Origin of the sequence: Alcanivorax sp. S6407, from assembly GCF_023016115.1 — a bacterium.
In the GTDB taxonomy this organism is placed as follows: domain Bacteria; phylum Pseudomonadota; class Gammaproteobacteria; order Pseudomonadales; family Alcanivoracaceae; genus Alcanivorax.
The window spans coordinates 92,795-108,439 of the sequence record NZ_JALKBH010000007.1; the positions used below are offsets into that span (position 1 = coordinate 92,795).

Annotated in this window: 14 protein-coding genes; 5 read left to right on the forward strand and 9 right to left on the reverse strand. The window is 60.1% G+C overall.

Annotation, left to right across the window (positions count from 1 at the left end; translation table 11 throughout):
• Positions 1–14 precede the first annotated feature (14 nt).
• The 3 genes from yajC to secF all read left to right on the forward strand — a co-directional run bounded on the left by yajC (position 15) and on the right by secF (position 3,269).
• Complete coding sequence (gene yajC, locus MWU49_RS14575; RefSeq protein WP_246973730.1) at positions 15–377, forward strand: preprotein translocase subunit YajC; 363 nt, start codon at positions 15–17, stop codon at positions 375–377.
• Between the two features lie 75 nt (positions 378–452).
• Complete coding sequence (secD, locus tag MWU49_RS14580; protein ID WP_246973731.1) at positions 453–2,333, forward strand: protein translocase subunit SecD; 1,881 nt, start codon at positions 453–455, stop codon at positions 2,331–2,333.
• Positions 2,334–2,360: 27 nt separating this feature from the next.
• Positions 2,361–3,269, forward strand: coding sequence for a protein translocase subunit SecF (gene secF / locus MWU49_RS14585; protein ID WP_246973732.1), 909 nt, complete (start codon positions 2,361–2,363; stop codon positions 3,267–3,269).
• 13 nt (positions 3,270–3,282) lie between these two features.
• On the opposite strand, the gene MWU49_RS14590 is transcribed toward secF, so the two are convergent.
• The 8 genes from MWU49_RS14590 to MWU49_RS14625 all read right to left on the reverse strand — a co-directional run bounded on the left by MWU49_RS14590 (position 3,283) and on the right by MWU49_RS14625 (position 12,611).
• Positions 3,283–3,561 (reverse strand): hypothetical protein, encoded by a 279-nt coding sequence (locus MWU49_RS14590; RefSeq protein ID WP_246973733.1) that lies wholly within the window; start codon positions 3,559–3,561, stop codon positions 3,283–3,285.
• Positions 3,534–4,742 (reverse strand): pyridoxal phosphate-dependent aminotransferase, encoded by a 1,209-nt coding sequence (locus MWU49_RS14595; RefSeq protein ID WP_246973734.1) that lies wholly within the window; start codon positions 4,740–4,742, stop codon positions 3,534–3,536. Before MWU49_RS14595 ends, MWU49_RS14590 begins: the two co-directional genes overlap by 28 nt.
• A gap of 99 nt (positions 4,743–4,841) precedes the next feature.
• On the reverse strand, positions 4,842–6,248 hold the full coding sequence (locus tag MWU49_RS14600) for an amidase (RefSeq protein WP_246973735.1): 1,407 nt from the start codon (positions 6,246–6,248) through the stop codon (positions 4,842–4,844).
• A 62-nt stretch (positions 6,249–6,310) separates the two neighbouring features.
• A complete protein-coding gene (locus MWU49_RS14605; protein WP_246973737.1) occupies positions 6,311–7,282 on the reverse strand; it encodes a D-2-hydroxyacid dehydrogenase in 972 nt (323 codons plus the stop codon).
• 172 nt (positions 7,283–7,454) lie between these two features.
• A complete protein-coding gene (locus MWU49_RS14610; protein ID WP_246973740.1) occupies positions 7,455–8,702 on the reverse strand; it encodes an aspartate aminotransferase family protein in 1,248 nt (415 codons plus the stop codon).
• A 34-nt stretch (positions 8,703–8,736) separates the two neighbouring features.
• Entirely contained in the window at positions 8,737–9,864 is a 1,128-nt protein-coding gene (locus tag MWU49_RS14615; protein ID WP_246973743.1) for an isocitrate/isopropylmalate family dehydrogenase, read from the reverse strand.
• A gap of 167 nt (positions 9,865–10,031) precedes the next feature.
• Positions 10,032–11,489 (reverse strand): NAD-dependent succinate-semialdehyde dehydrogenase, encoded by a 1,458-nt coding sequence (locus MWU49_RS14620; protein WP_246973747.1) that lies wholly within the window; start codon positions 11,487–11,489, stop codon positions 10,032–10,034.
• 303 nt (positions 11,490–11,792) lie between these two features.
• Positions 11,793–12,611: an inositol monophosphatase family protein gene (locus MWU49_RS14625; protein WP_246973750.1), complete on the reverse strand. Its 819-nt coding sequence runs from the start codon at positions 12,609–12,611 to the stop codon at positions 11,793–11,795.
• Positions 12,612–12,771: 160 nt separating this feature from the next.
• On the opposite strand from MWU49_RS14625, the gene trmJ reads away from it, so the two are divergent.
• Positions 12,772–13,545: a tRNA (cytosine(32)/uridine(32)-2'-O)-methyltransferase TrmJ gene (gene trmJ / locus MWU49_RS14630; protein WP_246973753.1), complete on the forward strand. Its 774-nt coding sequence runs from the start codon at positions 12,772–12,774 to the stop codon at positions 13,543–13,545.
• A 22-nt stretch (positions 13,546–13,567) separates the two neighbouring features.
• Complete coding sequence (cysE, locus tag MWU49_RS14635) at positions 13,568–14,365, forward strand: serine O-acetyltransferase (RefSeq protein ID WP_348646707.1); 798 nt, start codon at positions 13,568–13,570, stop codon at positions 14,363–14,365.
• 114 nt (positions 14,366–14,479) lie between these two features.
• Here the strand turns inward: cysE and ychF are convergent, their stop codons facing one another.
• Positions 14,480–15,571, reverse strand: a complete 1,092-nt coding sequence (ychF, locus tag MWU49_RS14640; protein ID WP_246973757.1) for a redox-regulated ATPase YchF — start codon at positions 15,569–15,571, stop codon at positions 14,480–14,482.
• Positions 15,572–15,645: the final 74 nt, after the last annotated feature.

A 15,645-nucleotide genomic window follows, 5' to 3' on the forward strand; every position in this document is an offset into this window, starting at 1 on the left:
TACTGGAGCAATCAATGAAAATCGCAATGCGTTCCCTGCTGGCTCTGCTGGCGACCGCCATGGTTTCACCGGCCTTTGCTGCGCCCGCCGCGCCCGCCGGCCCGGGTGGTGTCGAGCTGATCATGCTGGTGGTGATGATGGTAGTGTTCTACTTCTTCCTGATTCGCCCGCAGCAGAAGCGCGCCAAGGAACACAAGAATCTGGTGGAAAGCCTGAGCAAGGGCGACGAGGTGGTCACCAGCGGTGGCATCCTCGGCAAGATCGCCAAGGTAACCGATGAGTTTGTGGTTGTGGAAATCAGCGCCAACCTGGAAATCAAACTGCAGAAGCAGAGCATCCAGGCCACCCTGCCCAAAGGCACCATCAAGTCCATTTAAGACAAGACAAGCCCCGTCCTGCACGGGGCTTTTTCATTACACCGGACAAAACCGGAATAAACACCGGAAAGAGCTATGACCCGCTATCCACGCTGGAAATTTTTCCTGCTTTTGACCGCACTTGTTGTTTGCGGTCTCTATGCCCTGCCCAACCTGTACCCGGACGCCCCCGCCATCCAGATCAGCCATGCTGATGCCGGTGGCGAAGTCTCTGACGTTGCCCGTCAGAGAGTGCTGGCGGCTCTGGATGAGGCCGGACTCAGTCACGGCCCCGGCGAATCTGTCGGCACTTCCCTGTTGGTGCGATTGGGGGACACAGAGGCGCAGTTGCGTGCCCGTGATCTGGCCGCCGTAGAGCTGGGTGACAACTATGTGGTTGCCCTTAACCTGGCGGCAACGACGCCGGATTGGCTACGCTCAATTGGCGCCAGCCCCATGAACCTGGGCCTGGACTTGCGTGGCGGGGTGCACTTCCTGCTGCAGGTGGATATGGATGCCGTGGTGACCAGCCGCATGGAAGCCTGGGCTGGCAACGCCAAGCTGACCCTGCGTGATGCCGGCGTGCGTTATCGCAGCGTGGATGTGAATGGCACCACCCTGACGGTGACCTTTGCCGATCAGGTGGCGGCCGATGCCGCTCGTGCGCCGCTGCGTCAGGCGCTGGATAAATTCAGCATGAAGCCTGCCGGTGATGCCCCGGAAACCGTACTGGTCCTCAATGACAGTGCGCTCAAGGAAATGCAGGACTATGCGGTAGACCAGAACCGTACTGCCCTGAACAAGCGTGTGAACGAACTGGGTGTGGCAGAGGCCGTGGTGCAGCGTCAGGGTGCGGATCGCATTGTGGTGCAGCTGCCGGGCATTCAGGATGCCTCCCAGGCTCGACGTATTCTGGGTCGGACCGCCACCCTGGAATTCCGTCTGGTGGACAACAGCGTATCGCAGGCGCGCCTGCGCACCGGGATGGCGCCTCCTGGTCTGGAGTTCTTCCCGTTCAAGGGGCAGGAAGGTCGTATCGTTGCGCTGAACAAATCCAAGATCGCCACCGGTGATCAGGTGATTGATGCACGTATGGGGTTTGATCAGCAGTCTGGCTCCCCGGAAGTGAACGTGACCCTGGATTCCGATGGTGCCCGCCGCATGCAGCGCATTACCGGCAAGAACGTGGGTAACCCCATGGGCGTGCTGTTCATCGAAACCAAGACCGACGTGAAGAAGGTCGAGGGCGAGGATGGCAAGTTGGTGGACAAGATCACCAGCTCCACCGACAAGTTCGTGATCAACGTGGCCACCATTCAGGACACCCTGGGCAGCCGTTTCCGGATCACCGGTCTGGATAATCCGGCAGAAGCGTCCGAACTGGCACTGTTGCTGCGCGCGGGTTCTCTGGCGGCACCGGTAAGTATCGTGGAAGAACGCACCGTGGGGCCGAGCCTGGGGGCTGAAAACATTGAAGCCGGCCTCAAGTCCATGGCGTTGGGCCTGACGCTGGTGTTGATCTTCATGATCGCCTGGTACAAGTTGTTCGGCATCATCGCCAACGTGGCGCTGCTGGGTAATCTGATCATCATCGTTGGCATCATGTCCCTGATTCCCGGTGCCACCATGACCCTGCCAGGTATCGCCGGCATCGTACTGACCGTGGGTATGGCGGTGGATGCCAACGTGCTGATCTTCGAGCGTATCAAGGAAGACCTGCGTCGCGGTCTCAATCCGCGTCAGGCCATTGAAGAAGGCTATGCGCGAGCCTTCACCACCATTCTCGATGCCAACATCACTACCCTGATTGTGGCGGTGATTCTGTTCGCTGCCGGTACCGGCTCTGTACAAGGCTTCGCCGTCACCCTGTTTATTGGCATTTTGACCTCCATGTTTACCTCCATTGTGGGCACCCGTTCCATGGCGGAAATGGTTTACGGGCGTGGCGCCCGTGCACCGGCGAAACTGAGTATTTAAGGCGGTGATGCGATGAGTAAAGCAACCATGAACATCAATTTTATGGGCGCCCGCAAACCGCTGGGCGTCGTCTCCCTGATACTGGTTATCGCCTCGGTAGTGTTGCTGGTGACCCGTGGTCTGAATCTCGGGCTGGATTTCACTGGTGGTACCACCGTGGTGGTAAAAAGCCCGACGGATGTTGAACTGTCACAGACCCGCAGTGATCTGGCGGCGGCCGGTTACGGTGATGCGGTGGTGCAGCACTACGGTTCTCCCAAGGAAGTGAATATCCGCGTGGCGCCGGAAGACGGTGTGGATGCCGATGAAGTCGGTCACAATGTGTTTGCTGCCCTGCAGGGACATAACCCGGAACTGGAGCTGCTCAAGGTCGAGTATGTGGGCCCCCAGGTGGGGGATGAACTGCGCGATGAATCCGGTACGGCCATGTTGCTGGCGCTGGGCCTGATGATGATCTACGTCTGGTTCCGGTTCTCCAACAAGTTTGGTGTCGCTACCGTGGTGGCCTTGTTTCACGATGTGATCATCGTGCTGGGTATCTTTTCGCTGGTGCAGTGGCCGTTCGACCTGACGGTGCTGGCGGCGGTGCTGGCATTGATCGGTTACTCACTGAACGATTCCATTGTAGTTGCCGACCGGATCCGGGAAGACTTCCGGAACTCCCGTCAGAATGATCCGACCCAGATCATCAACAGTGCAGTGAATGCTACTTTCAGCCGGACCATCAATACTTCCTTGACCACCTTGCTGGTATTGGTGGCGTTGTACTTCTTTGGCGGTGAAGTCATGCGCGCTTTCTCGGAGGCGTTGCTGGTGGGTATCGCGGTAGGTACTTACTCTTCTATCTATGTGGTCAGCAACATCCTGTTCATGATGAACGTGAGCAAGGAAGACTTCATCATTCCGGAGCCGGAAGAAATTGATGAAATGCCTTAAGAGCAGTTAACAGTTAACAGTGAATAGTTAACAGCGAAAACAAAAAAAGCCGCGACTCTTTCGCGGCTTTTTTTGTTTTGGTGTTGCCGTAGGAGCCTGCCTGCAGGCGATGGAGGGGCAAGCTGCAAGCTACAACGCGAGAAAGCCCTTTTGGAGGGAAAAGACCGTGCCCGCGATTGATTGTTGAAGTTGTGCGCGGGCAAGGCGCTAGAAACTCGTGATTCACTTGTCCGTGTTCTAGCTTGTAGCTTGAGGCTTGCAGCTTCACGAAAAGTTTTGTTTCTTCATCCATGGGATGATGCGTTCGAAGGCCTCCTCTATCTGATCCAGGGAGGTGGAATAGCTGATGCGTAAGGCGCTTTTGCCGGCTTCGCCGAAGGTGTCGCCGGAGATGGTGCAGACGCCGGTTTCGCGGAGCATTTTCAGGGCTACGTTGGCGCCGTCTACGCCTTCCGGCAGTGACGGGAACAAATAGAAGGCGCCTTCCGGGCGGTAGCCAGTCAGGTGCGGGGTCTGTTCTACCAGTTCCACCAGTCGGTCCCGGCGTTGCTGGTATTCCTCCACCATGCTGTCGATAAACTGGTTGCTGCCGCGCAGGGCGGCTACCCCCGCCCACTGGCAGGGTGTATTGGCCACGGTGGTGGTGAACATATGGTAGCGGCGCAGTTTCTTGATGGCGCCCTGGCTGCCGATCAGCCAGCCCACGCGCATGCCCGCCATGGAAAAGGTTTTGGAAAAACTGCTGATCACCATCACATGATCCAGATCCGAGCAGCAGGACAGTACACTGGGATACTCCCGGCCGTCATAGATCAGGTGGTCATACACCTCGTCGCTGATCACGTGTATGCCGCGATACGCCGCTTCTTCCACGATGGCTTCAATGGTTTCCCGCGGATAGATGGTGCCGGTGGGATTGCTGGGTGAGTTGAGCACCACGGCAAAGGTGTTGGGCCCCATGGCATCAATCACTTCCTGCGGGTCCAGCTGATGATCATTTTCCGCCCGGGTGGCGATGTGTTTGACGGTGCCGCCGTTCATGCGAATCAGCGGCCCATACAACATGAAAGAAGGGTCGGGGACGATAAACTCGCGTCCAGGAGCTGAGGTGGCCGTCAGAGCCAGGTAGATGGCCTCGGTGGCACCGGTGGTAATCATCAGGTTTTCCGGTGACAGCGGCCGGCCATAGCGTTTGCTGTAATAGTCTGCCAGCGCTTCCAGCAATTCCGGCAGCCCGGCGTCCATGGTGTAGCCGGTCTGGCCTGCGTTCAGTGCGTCTACCCCGGCCTGGATGACATGGCTGGGAGGCTTGAAGTCTGGCTGGCCGATAGACAGGTGAATCACGTCGTCCATGTCCGCTGCCAGATTGACCATGCGGCGAATGCCGGGCACCGGAATGGTGAGCAACGCCGGGTTCCAGATCGGGTCTTCGCTTTCGTAGAAATCCGTGTCCAGATTGATATTGCCCATCATGTTCTCCTTTCCTGAAAAACCTTATCCGCAAGAGCGTTGCTTGTGGCGCGATAACCATCGCCGGAATCGCGCCGCCAGCGACGCTCCTACAGAGAGGGGTTATTCCTGCAGCATCGGCGGCAGGTGCACGAACGGTTGTGCCTGTTCGAAGGCGTGGCCGGCGGCGAGTACCCGGGCGTCATCGAAGCGGGCACCGACAATCTGCAGCCCCATGGGCAGACCGTTGCTGTTCAGCCCCATGGGCACGGACAGCGCTGGCTGGCCTGTCATGTTGAAGGGGTAGGTAAATGGCGTCCATGTGGGCCAGCGGGTGCTGGGCCAGTCCACCGGCACTTCACGGTTGGTGTCGAAGGCTTCGATGGGCAAGGTAGGAGTGATCAGCAGATCGTATTTGGTATGGAACACCGCCATGCGTTCACTCACTGCCATGCGCTCGTTCATGGCACCGAGATAATCCAGCATACTCAACTTTTCTGCCTTGCTGGCGACTTCCACCAGGGCCGGGTCCATCAGACTGCGTTGACGGTCGCCCAGGTCGCGCATGGCATTGGCTGCACCGCTGTAGAACAGATGGCTGAAAGCGGCCAATGGATTGCTGAAGCCCGGGTCGGCTTCGGTGACAATGGCGCCCAATGCCTCGAAGACTTTGGCGGCTTCCTTGAAGGCCTTGTCGATTTCCCCGTCCACGTCCACATAACCCAGGTTGGGGCTCATGGCGATCTTCAGCCCTTTCATGGGCTGGTGCAGTTCGCGCACGTAATCAATGTGACGGCGTGGGGCGGCAAGGCTGTCACGTGGATCTGCCTCGGTCATCACGTTCATCATCAGCGCTGCATCGGCCACGGTGCGCGTCATCGGGCCCGCATGGGCGAGGGTGCCAAACGGACTGGCCGGCCAGTGGGGCACCTCGCTGAAGGTGGGCTTGTGGCCGACGATGCCACAGAAGCCGGCAGGGATACGGATAGAGCCTCCGGCATCGGTACCCAGCGCCAGCGGTGCCATGCCTGCTGCGACGGCGGCTGAACTGCCGCCACTGCTGCCACCGGCGGTTTTGCTCGGATCCCAGGGGTTGTTGGTGGGGCCGCACAGGGGGCTATCAGTTATCCCTTTCCAGCCGAACTCGGGGGTGGTGGTCTTGCCAAGCGGAACATAGCCGTGCCGTTCCAGGGCGGCCACGGCAGGGGATCGCTTGTTCAGGGTGGATTCCGGGTCGATGGTTTTTGAACCCTTCACCGTGGGCCACATGGGCGTGAGGAACACATCCTTGACCGCCACCGGCACGCCATCCAGCAATCCTTCTGAGGTGCCGTCCTGATAGCGTTGCTCGGATTCCCTGGCCCAGTTGAGGGTGGTTTCCCGATCAATCAGACACCAGGCATTGAGTGCATCATCGTGCTGCTCAATATGGTCCAGCAGGCTGGAGCAGACTTCCACCGGCGATAATGCGCCGGTCTGGTAAGCGGCTTTGAGTGCCTGGGCACTCATGGTCAGTAGTTCCTTGCTCATCGGCGTACCTCCTGGTTTGACGCTCATGCCGTGGGCCATGCGCAGGCAGCCTGCGTCTGGCTTCAGGCATTACTTACATAGCCATGTTCCTTGCTGACGGGATTGTTGAGGGCTTCGCCCGTTTGCCAGCGTTGAAAGTTATCGACAAATTGTTGACCCAGTGCTGCCCGCCAGCCGATGAAGTCGCCGGCCATATGGGCAGAGATCATCACGTTGGGTTCATCCCACAGCGGATGATCGGCACGCAGGGGTTCTTCTTCAAACACATCCAGGGCAGCGCCGCCCAGCCGACCACTCTGTAAGGCAGCCAGCAGTGCCGCAGTGTCGACGATGGGGCCCCGCCCCACATTGACCAGTACCGCGCCGGGTTTCATGCGCAGGAACTGGTCGGCATCGAACAGGCCTTCCGTATCCGGGGTCAGTGGGGCGGTAATAATCACGTGGTCCGCATCAGCCAGCAGAGCGGGGAGATCCTGCTGGGCATGCACTTTGTCAAAGGCGGCATCGTCCCGTGCATTGCGAGCGGTACCCACCACGCTGACGCCCAGGGCGCCGAGCAGGGTGGCGACTTCACGGCCAATGGACCCGGCACCGACCACTACGGCACGGGTGCCTCGCAGCAGCGCGGTCTCCCGGTGCTGCCAGCGGTGTTCCTTCATCAGGGAAAGGTTGGTGAGGGTGTCCTTGGCAAACATCAGCAGGGCGCCGAGCACGTATTCGGCAATGCCGCGATCAAAGATGCCGCGGGCATTGGTGACCACGATGTCGCTGTGGCGAATCGGATCAATCATCAGGGCATCCACACCGGCACTGGTAGCGTGTACCCAGCGCACCGGACAGTTCTCCGGCCAGACCTCTGCCAACATCTCGGTACGAAAATCCGTTACCACCAGAACCTCGCTGACCGGCAGCGCCGCTTCCAGCTCGGCACGGGTACGTGCCTCACGCACCTCGGCCTGACCGGCAAGGGAATCCAGCCCGGGCAGGCTGGGTTCGTCTTCGGCGAGCAGGACGGTGATGGTGGGTTGTGTCATTAAAACTCCTTCTTTAGCTACAAGCGGCAAGCTACAAGCTTCAACGCGCGATAGGCCTGATCCTTTTCAGACTCTGCGCCCGCGATTGTGCTGTGGGTGCGGCGGAAACCGCTTTCAACTGCAAGATACTGAGTCGCGTTGTAGCTTGCAGCCTGGAGCTTGTTGCTGCTTTTCAGGTTTCTTTCAGTGCGGCTTCGAACAGGCCTACGGCTTTTTCGATTTCCGCTTCGGTGACGGTCAGTGGCGGTAGCCATCGCACCACTTGTCCCTGGCTTCCGCAGCGCAGCATCAGCATGCCATTCTGCTCGCAGTGTTTGAGAATGCGCGCGGCGCGATCGCCGTCGGGCTTGTGCGGCGCGCTGACCATTTCCACGCCGAGCATCAGGCCGGCACCGCGGATTTCGTCAATGCCGTCGTATTCCTTCTGCAGGCCTTCCAGGTGGCTGCGCAGTTCACCGCCGAGTTTTTCGGCACGGGCCACCAGTTGTTCTTCCTCGATGACATCCAGGGTTGCCAGTGCCGCTGCGCAGGCCACTGCATTGGCGCCGTAGGTGCCGCCCTGAGAACCGGGATAACCGTGGTTCATCAGCTCCTTGCTGGCGGCAATGGCCGACAGCGGGTAGCCGCTGGCCAGCCCCTTGGCGGTAATGATCATGTCCGGTTTTACGCCATAGTGTTCATGGCTCCAGAACTTGCCGGTGCGTCCATAGCCAGCCTGGATCTCATCGGCGATCAGCAGGATGCCGTGCTTGTCACAACGTTCCCGCAATCCTTTCATGAAGGCTTCGGTGGCCGGGTAGTAGCCATATTCACCCTGTACCGGCTCGATGATCATGGCGGCGGTGTCCGCCGGATTGCACTCGGTGGCAAAGATATGATCGAGCTCATGCAGGCAGGCGGCGACGCATTCATCCATGTCCTGGTTATAGCGATAGGCATGGGGGAAGGGGGCAATGCTGACCCCGGCCATGAGTGGCTGCCAGCCGGTGCGGACCTTGCTGGTGGAGGTGGTCAGTGAGGCGGCCGCCAAAGTGCGGCCATGAAAGCCGCCCCGGAAGGCAATCAGGTTGGTGCGGCCGGTGGCCTGGCGTGCCAGGCGCACGGCGGCTTCCACGGATTCACTGCCAGAGTTGGAAAAGGCAACGGCATCCAGTCCCTGGGGCAGGTGCGCATAGAGACGATCAGTAAGGGCCAGCATGTTGGGGTGAGTGACGGTGGCGTACTGGGCATGGACCAGTTTGGCGACCTGTTCCTGGGCAGCCGCCACCACCTTCGGGTGGCAGTGGCCGGTGGCCGTGACGCCAATGCCGGACGTGAAGTCCAGCCAGCGGTTGCCGTCCTTGTCGTAGAGCCAGCTTCCTTCGCCGCGCTCCGCACAAATGCCGCTGGACTGTACCAGCAGGGGGGACAGATGACTCATGGCGCCTCCTTTCTGTCGCGCTTTGGCGTCGGGTTTATCCCGCCGCCAGTCGTTGACTCAGTCGTTGCCCGGTTTCTCTTGTTCCCGAGAAAGCGTGTTTCATATCTTCTGCAATCAGGTCATGCAGATGTTGTGCCGCATTGCCGATGGCCGGGTGTTTCGGGGCCAGATGATCGAGCAACATGGCAAGACTCATCAGGGTGGCTCTGGGGTCGGCCATGTTACGGCCGGCAATGTCCGGGGCGCTGCCATGCACCGGCTCGAACAGGGCCGGGATGCGTTCGTCGGCGGGATTCAGATTGGCCGAGGGAGCCAGCCCGGGGCCACCACACAGTACTGCAGCAAGGTCGGTAAGAATGTCGCCATGCAGGTTGCTGGCGACCACCACATCGAAGCGCCAGGGGCACTGCACGAACTTCATGCAGGCGGCATCCACCAGCTCGTGGTGGGTATCCACATCGGGATATTCCCGGGCAATGCGCGCAAAGGTTTCGGTGTACAGGTCGCCCCAGAAGGGCTGCGCATTGCGCTTGGTGATCAGACAGACCTGGGCGTGTTTGTCGCCCTTGAACTGACGCGGGCTATGCCGCTGGGCGGCGCGCTGACGGGCCCGTTCAAAGGCATGGCGAATCAGCCGCTCGGTGGCGCCGGCGGTGAACACTTCCACCTGGGTGGCCACTTCGCTGGGAGTGCCAGCGCGTAGTCGGCCCCCCTGGTTGCTGTATTCCCCTTCGCTGTTTTCGCGAATTACCAGCATGTCCACGTCATTGGCACGGGAGTCGGCAAGATACTGTGGTGCACCGGGTAACCAGCGCGCGGGACGCTCGCAGGCCCACAGGTTGAGTTCCTTGCGCAGGGCCAGAAGCGGGGCGAGCGAGATGCTGTCGGACAGCACATAGCGCTGCGGATCATCTATGGGACCGGGATCGCCCAGGGCGCCGAGCAGGATGGCGTCAAAGCCACGCAACAGGTCCACGCCATCGGCTGGCATCATCTCGCCGTGTTGCTGATGCCAGTCATGGGAAGGCCAGGGGAAGGATTGCAGCTCCACCGGTAACTGAAACCGTGATACCAGTTCCGCAAGAATCTCCGCGGCAACGGTCATGACTTCCGGGCCGATGCCGTCTCCGGGGAGTAGTGCAATCTTCAGCGTTTCGGTCATCCGCAACTCCTTCTGAAGCTACAAGCCTCAAGCTACAAGCGGCAACACGGGACAGGTATGAGCAATCTGCTTAGTCCTGAGCCAGCGATTCATGGGGGAAAGCGCGGGTCTAATGCCTTTCAGTGTTAACTGACCATTCTTCGCGTTGTAGCTTGCGGCTTGTAGCTTTAATTCCCCATGCAGAGGTATTTTTCTTCCAGGTACTCATCCATGCCCTGGTGGGAACCTTCCCGGCCGAGGCCGGATTCCTTGACCCCACCGAACGGCGCGGCGGCGTTGGAGATGATGCCTTCGTTAACGCCGACCATGCCGCTTTCCAGTGCCTCGGCGACACGCCAGCAGCGATGAATGTTGTTACTGTAGAAGTAGGCGGCCAGCCCGTACGGCGTATCGTTGGCGATGCGAACGGCTTCGTCCTCATCCTTGAAGGTGATCACCGCAGCCAGTGGTCCGAAGGTTTCTTCCAGGCAAAGCTGGGCATCCTGGGTAACACCGGTGATCAGGGTGGGCTGCACGAAGCTGCCACCCTTTTCATGGCGTTGACCGCCGGTGACCACTTTGGCGCCTTTGCCCAGCGCATCTTCAATGTGCTCCATGACCTTGTCGGCGGCGCCACGGTTGATCAGGGCGGCCTGGGTAACGCCATCCTCAAGACCGTCACCAATCTTCATGGCTTCGATGGCGTTCTTGAGTTTTTCTACGAACGCGTCGTGCACGCTGTCCTGTACCAGGAAACGGTTCACGCACACGCAGGTCTGGCCGGTGTTGCGAAACTTGCTGGCCATGGCGCCTTCCACGGCCTTGTCCAGATCGGCATCGTCAAACACGATGAAGGGGGCATTGCCGCCCAGTTCCAGTGAGACCTTCTGAATGTGCTTGGCACACTGTGCCATCAGCTTGCTGCCCACCTCGGTGGAGCCGGTAAAGCTGAGCTTGCGGACAATGGTGGAGTCCGTCAGGGCGGTGGAAATGGCGCCGGCGCTGCCGGTAATCACATTGAATACGCCAGCGGGAATGCCTGCCCGCTCTGCCAGTTCGGCAAGTGCCAGAGCAGAGTAGGGGGTCGCACTGGCGGGTTTGACTACCATGGTGCAGCCGGCGGCAAGGGCCGCGCCGGCCTTGCGGGTAATCATGGAAGAGGGGAAGTTCCAGGGAGTAATGGCGGCAGTGACACCAATCGGTTGCTTGATCACTACGATGTGCTGGCCGGGCTTGGCGCCGGGAATGGTGTCGCCGTAGGCGCGCCGGGCTTCTTCGGCAAACCATTTCAGGAAGGAGGCGGCGTAGGCGATTTCACCCCTGGCTTCGGCCAGTGGCTTGCCCTGTTCCAGGGTCATCAGCCGGCCCAGGTCGTCCTGATGCTGCATCATCAAGTCATGCCAGGCTTCCAGCAGGTTGGCGCGTTCGGCGGCGGTCTTGTCCCGCCAGGCGGGAAAAGCCGCATCGGCAGCGGCGATGGCCTTGTTGGTTTCTGCCTCCCCCATGCGAGGGACCTTGCCCAGCACGGTTTCGGTGGCGGGATTATCTACCTCAATGGTGCTGCCATCATCGGCATCACACCACTGCCCACCGATGTAGCATTGCTCACGAAAAAGGGCCTGCTCAGAAAGCTTCACTGCGGTCATTCCGGGTCTCCTTGCGAAAGCGTCTGTCTTTCACGCTAGCAAAGGAGGCTCAGATGTCCATGCCGAATTGCAAAAATCGGTTTGGGGTCTAAGGATTTAACGCGACACGCATCACGCAGCACGCAACAACGCGGGCTGGAGTCGGAGTGGAAAAAGAAGGAGGGGAGCCGCGATTCAGCGTCACACTTTGCGGGCGATGCGATGCGATGCGAGGCGAGGCGATGGGGACGCGGCTCAGGGGGTGTCGGTTGGCACCGGGCATGAGCCGCGTTGTTGCGTGCTGCGTGTTGCTTGAAGCGGATCCTACCGTCGCAGACCGTCGGTGAGGTGCGGTTTGATCTTTTGCAGCAGGCCCTTGAAGACTTTCGGGCTGCCGGCGACGACGCCGCCGCTTTCCAGGAATTTGTGGCCACCGCTCAGATCGCCGACCAGACCACCGGCTTCGGTGATCAGCAGGGCGCCAGCGGCCATGTCCCATTCGGCCAGGCCGAATTCGAAGAAGCCGTCGAGGCGGCCGGCGGCCAGCCAGGCCAGGTCCAGGGCGGCGGAGCCGGGACGGCGCAGACCGGCAGTGCTGGCAGCGATGTCGGCGAACATGCCCAGATAGGCGTCCATGAACGGGGCCTGATCCTTGCGGAACGGGAAGCCGGTGCCGATCAGGCAGCCTTCCAGACCGGGGCGGTTGGTGCAGCGGATGCGACGGCCATTGAGGGCGGCGCCGCGGCCGCGGCTGGCAGTGAATTCTTCATCGCGATTCGGATCATAGATGACCGCATGCTCCACCTTGCCCTTGTACTTGAGGGCGATGGAAACACAGAACTGCGGGAAGCCATGGATGAAGTTGGTGGTGCCATCCAGCGGATCGATGACCCAAAGGTAGTCAGCGCCTTCACCCTTGCCTTCGATGATGCCGGATTCTTCGGCGAGGATGCCGTGGTCCGGGTAGGCTTTGAGGATGGTTTCGATGATGCGCTTTTCAGCCGCACGATCCACTTCGGTGACGAAGTCGTTCATGCCCTTCTTGGTGACAGACACCGGATCACTGCTTTCCGCAGCGCGTCGAATCAGGTTACCCGCGGAACGGGCGGCTCGCAGGGCGATATTCACTTGCGGCGCATGCATGCGTCTGTCCTCAAAAAAGTCATTAGGGCTGTCAAAGAACGCCGGTAGACAGGGTGAGACCCTGACCGGGGCGCGGATTGTAGCAGAGCTCGGGCGTTCTGGGCAGCGCTCATGATAACATTGCCATCTTTTACGACCAGACCTCTGTACAGGAACGCTGATGCTGGAAAATGTGCGTATCGTGATGGTGGAAACCACCCATCCCGGCAATATCGGGGCTGCCGCCCGGGCCATGAAGACCATGGGGTTGTCGGACCTGCGTCTGGTGCAGCCGCAGTCTTACCCCAGCGTGGAAGCGACAGCCCGGGCATCGGGTGCCGGGGATGTGCTGGAGGCCGCCCAGGTATGCCAGAGCGTGGATGAGGCGCTGGAAGGCGCCACTCTGGTGATTGGCACCAGTGCCCGTCAGCGCCGTATTCCCTGGCCCTGCCTGACGCCCCGCCAGCTGGCGGCCCAGCTGTCCCACGAACCGGAGGAAACCCGCATCGCGGTGCTGTTCGGCCGTGAAGACCGGGGGCTTACCAATGACGAGCTGCGTCGCTGTAACCTGCATGTCAGTGTGCCTACCAACCCGGAGTACGGGGTGCTGAATGTGGCCTCCGCGGTGCAGCTGATCAGCTATGAGCTGCGTATGGCGCTTCTCGGTGAGGAGTTTGACCTGCAGGAATCCCGTTCCCGTCGTGAGGCCATGCCGCTGCCGGAAATGTTCTGGGATGAACCGCTGGCCACCAATGAAGCGGTGTCCGGTTTCCTGGATCATCTGGAAACGGTCATGGAACAGAGTGGCTTTCTGAATCCGGAGCAGCCAGGCCAGGTGATGACCCGCATGCGCCGTTTGTTTATGCGTGCCCGACCGGACAAAATGGAAATGAGCATTTTGCGTGGTGTGCTGGTGGCGCTGGAAAGAAAGATGAAGGGTGACGACAAGCCCTGACCTGGGCGAAGTGTCTGCATCCATATGGGCTTCGGTCCGTGAAGAGGTAGCTATGTTTGATCGAGTTCGCGAGGACGTCGCGTCGGTATTCCACCGGGATCCGGCGGCCCGTAATACCCTGGAAGTGCTGCTCAACTATCCGGGCCTGCATGCGGTGTTGTTCCACCGGCTGGCCCATGGTCTGTGGCGGCGAAACTTCAAGCAGCTGGCGCGCTTCATCTCCACCTTTTCCCGCTGGTTGACCGGTATCGAGATTCACCCCGGGGCGCAGATTGGCCGCCGTTTCTTTATCGACCACGGCATGGGGGTGGTGATTGGGGAAACGGCCGAGATCGGTGATGACGTGACCCTGTATCACGGTGTCACGCTGGGCGGTACCAGCTGGAACAAGGGCAAGCGTCACCCCACGCTGGAAGATGGTGTGGTGGTGGGCGCCGGCGCCAAGGTGCTGGGCCCGTTTATCGTGCGCAAGAACGCCAAGATCGGCTCCAACTCGGTGGTCACCAAGGAGGTGCCGGAAGGGGCCACGGTGGTGGGCATCCCGGGCCGGGTGATCAACAAGCCGGTGACCGAGAAGGAGAAGGCCCGTCAGGAAATGGCTGACAAGATCGGTTTTGAGGCCTACGGGGTGAGTAACGACATGCCCGACCCGGTGGCTGAAGCCATCCACCTTTTGCTGGACCATATGCATGCGGTGGACAACAAGCTGGATCGGGTCTGCACCAACCTGAAGAAGCAGGGGATTCAGGGCTGCGATGAAAAGTTGCCGGAGTTGAAGGATGAAGACTTTGAACCGGTGAATGCGGGTGGCACGGACTGAAGAACCAGTTAATAGTTAATAATGAATAATTAATAGCGAAAACAAAAAGGCCGCACCCGGTAGGGTGCGGCCTTTTTTTGCGTGTTGCATGAGGCGTGTTGCGTGAAGCGGCGCTTAAACATTAAAGCGGAAATGCACCACGTCGCCGTCCTTGACGATGTATTCCTTGCCTTCCAGACGCCATTTGCCGGCATCCTTGGCGCCGGACTCGCCATTGTGTTCGATGTAGTCGTCGTAGGCAGTGACTTCGGCGCGGATGAAGCCCTTTTCAAAATCCGTATGGATCACGCCGGCCGCCTGGGGGGCGGTGGCACCCACCTTTACGGTCCAGGCACGGACTTCCTTCTTGCCGGCGGTGAAGTAGGTCTGCAGGCCGAGCAGGCCAAAGCCGGCACGGATCACCCGGTTCAGGCCCGGCTCTTCCATGCCCAGATCGGCCAGGAAGTCGGCTTTCTCTTCATCGTCCAGTTCGGCAATTTCGGATTCGATCTTGGCGCAGATCGGCACCACGGAGGAGTTTTCCTTTTCGGCCAGATCGCGGACCGCGTCCAGCAGGGCGTTGTCCTCGAAGCCGCCCTCGTCCACGTTGGCAATGTACATGGTGGGCTTGAGGGTGAGCAGGTTGAGGCTCTTGACCGCCTTGCGCTCATCATCGCTCAGTTCTACGGAGCGGGCCGGTTCGCCTTCGTTGAGGGCGGGCAGCAGCTTGTCCAGCACCGGCAGCAGGCCCTTGGCATCCTTGTCCTGACCCTTGGCGGCCTTGGTGGCGCGCAGGTGGGCTTTTTCTACGGTATCCAGATCGGCCAGCGCCAGCTCGGTGTTGATCACCGCGATATCGTCCAGCGGGGAGACCTTGCCGGCCACGTGGATCACGTTTTCGTCATCGAAGCAGCGCACCACATGGGCAATAGCATCGGTTTCGCGGATGTTGGCCAGGAACTTGTTGCCCAGGCCCTCGCCCTTGGAGGCACCGGCGACCAGGCCGGCAATATCCACGAATTCCATGGTGGCCGGGAGTACCCGTTCCGGGTTAACGATGGCTTCCAGCTTGTTCAGGCGGGGGTCCGGCACTGGCACCACGCCAGTGTTGGGTTCAATGGTGCAGAACGGGAAGTTCTCGGCATCAATCCCCGCCTTGGTGAGCGCGTTGAACAGGGTGGATTTACCCACATTGGGCAGACCGACGATACCGCATTTGAAACCCATGACAGACCTCCATAATTCGAGGGCGCAATGCTACTCAAGGCGGGCTGAAAAAGCGACCACCACAGGGCGGAAAG